Source organism: Armatimonadota bacterium, assembly GCA_035527535.1.
Lineage (GTDB): Bacteria > Armatimonadota > Hebobacteria.
The window spans coordinates 1-2413 of sequence record DATLAK010000106.1 but is presented as its reverse complement, the minus strand read 5'-3'; the positions used below and the strand labels follow the sequence as shown (position 1 = coordinate 2413).

Below are 2413 nucleotides of genomic sequence, written 5' to 3'. Positions count from 1 at the left end.
TCCTGTTCGCGGCCATCGCCTATTGGGCCTACCTGCTGGGCGTGCGCATTGACACCGTCAAGCCCCCCTTCGTCCACACCTACGCCCAACTCGGCCTGTGGTCGGCGCCGGTGACAGTGGGGTGGCTGCTGGGGGTGATGTGGGCGATCGCCCTCAGCCGCCGGCTGCCGGGCTACACCCCCGGCCTGGTGGCGATCATCGCCCTCACCTTCGCCGCCGCGGCGGCGCTGGCGCCAGGCAGCCCGGCGGGGCTGACCGCCACCATCACCTTCGCGCTGGCGGGGGCGGCGCTTGGCTACCTGGGGTACGAGTTCCCGCCGCCGCGCATGACGCTGGGCAGCAGCGGGCATTACACCCTGGGCTTCGCGCTGGCGGCGGTGAGCGTCATCGGCGCCCTCAAGAACACCGCCTTTCTGGTGGTGGGGCTGCCGCTGCTGGTGCTGGCGGTGCCCATCCTCAACACCACCTACGCCGCCATCTACGCCTCGCGCCAGGGGCGGGCGGCGCTGACGGTAGCGCCGCGCTCCGAATACCTGCACCAGCTCATGCTGCGCGAGGGGGTGGGCCTGCGGCACGTGGTGCTTCTGTTCTACGCGATGACCGCCTACTTCTGCGTGGTGGGGCTGCTGCTGGTGGTCATCATCGAGGTCTCGTTCCTGTTCAAGCTGGCGCTGCTGGCGATCCTCGCCGCGCTGGGCGCCGTGGGCTTCTACCTGGCGGCGCGCATCGTGTCGCACCCCGACACCGCCGGGCAGACGGTGGTGGAGCTGCTGGGCGTGCCGGTGCACCGCACCGACCTCGCGGGCGCCCTGCACCGCGTGACCGAGTTCGTGGAGCAGGGCGCGCCCCACCACGTGGTGACGCCGGACTCCTCCGCCCTAGTGCGCGCGCAGCGCGACCCCGAGCTGATGGAGATTCTGCGCTCCGCCGACCTGGTGACCGCCGACGGCGCCGGCGTGGTGTGGCTGGCGAAGGTGCTGGGGCTGCCGCTGTGGGAGCGGGTGTCGGGCGTGGACCTGATGGACCACATCTGCGAACTGGCGGCCGAGCGCGGCTATTCCATCTATCTGCTGGGCGCCGCTCCGGGGGTGGCGGCGCAGGCGGCGCGCAACCTCGAGCAGCGCTACCCCGGCCTCAGCGTCGTCGGCACCGCGCACGGTTACTTCGAGGAGGTGCTGGAGCCGCAGGTGGTGCAGCGCGTCGCCGATGCCAAGCCCGACATCCTGTTCGTCGCCCTGGGTGTGCCCAGGCAGGAGAAGTGGATCCGGCGTCATCTCGATGAGCTATCGGTGGCGGTGGCGATCGGAGTGGGGGGAAGCTTCGACGTCATCTCGGGGCGGCTCAAGCGGGCGCCGGTGTTCATGCAGCGGCTGGGGCTGGAATGGTTGTGGCGCGCCCTGCGCGAGCCGTCGCGCGTGCCGAGACTGGCGGCCTTGCCGAAATTCGTGTGGATGGCCGCCGCGGACGGCCTGCGGCGTCGCCGCTCTCGCGGCGCGCGCTCGGTCCCGCCCAACCGTCCTGCCCGCCCACAGCGGTGAGCGGCCGGAGAAAGGGAACCGATCGTGACCACTGCGAGACCCGGGCGACCGCCGCGGGTATGTCCGCGCTGCGCTCGCACCTACGACGACCCGAGTGCGATCGTCTGCCGGGAGTGCCACGTCGCACTGGTGCCCGGCGGCCTGGGGCCGCCCACGGGCAACCACAGCGAGTTGAAGGTGCGGGTGGCGCCCGTCATCGCCGAGGCCCTGGCTTCGGCTCATGCAGGCGAAGACTTCGACGAGGCCCTGTTGCGGGCGCTGAAGGCGCGCTACCCGGACCACGCCGCGGCCCTGCTGTCCGCATTCAGCAGAATCATCGAGCTCGATGCGCGGCACGCAAGCGAGGACAAACAGCAGACCCTCCGGCGGCTCGCGCAGTCGGAGCCGGGGCCGGAGATCGTGCTGCGGACCTCGGGGGGCGCGCGGCCCACAACGGTGACGGAAACCAGGCGCATACGCATCGGCGACCAGGAATACGGCTCGCTCGAGGAAGTTCCGCCCCATCTTCGGCGGATGATCGAGAAGGGAATGCGGCGCGAACGCACGCGCCCCAAGGCGGGATGCGCCGGGTCGCTGGTCGCAGGGTGGCTGATCGCGCTCCTGCGTCTGACTGGGAAGTGACGACTGCCGTCGCCGCTGCGGCCCCGACTCGTCGGGACGGGTGAGGGTACGTCGGGTCGAGCCGCACCCCGCAGCCGTGTCACCCTCACCCAACCTCCCCTCTTCGACAGGCACCTAGCCCGCATTATTCACACCCGGTGACCAGGCGGTGGTTTTCGGTCTGTTTTCGCTTGCCTTGGGTTGAATTGGCGGGTCGCGATGGGGAATGGCCTCCCCGGACGGTTTCTCGCCGCCCGGATCGTCGGTCGCTGCCT

Annotated in this window: 2 protein-coding genes; both read left to right on the top strand. The window is 70.8% G+C overall.

Going from position 1 to position 2413, the window contains the following annotated elements:
* The coding region (locus tag VM221_07760) for a WecB/TagA/CpsF family glycosyltransferase (protein HUT74714.1) at positions 1–1538 on the top strand (1538 nt) is incomplete at its 5' end.
* Between the two features lie 24 nt (positions 1539–1562).
* Positions 1563–2159 (top strand): hypothetical protein, encoded by a 597-nt coding sequence (locus tag VM221_07755; protein HUT74713.1) that lies wholly within the window; start codon positions 1563–1565, stop codon positions 2157–2159.
* Positions 2160–2413: the final 254 nt, after the last annotated feature.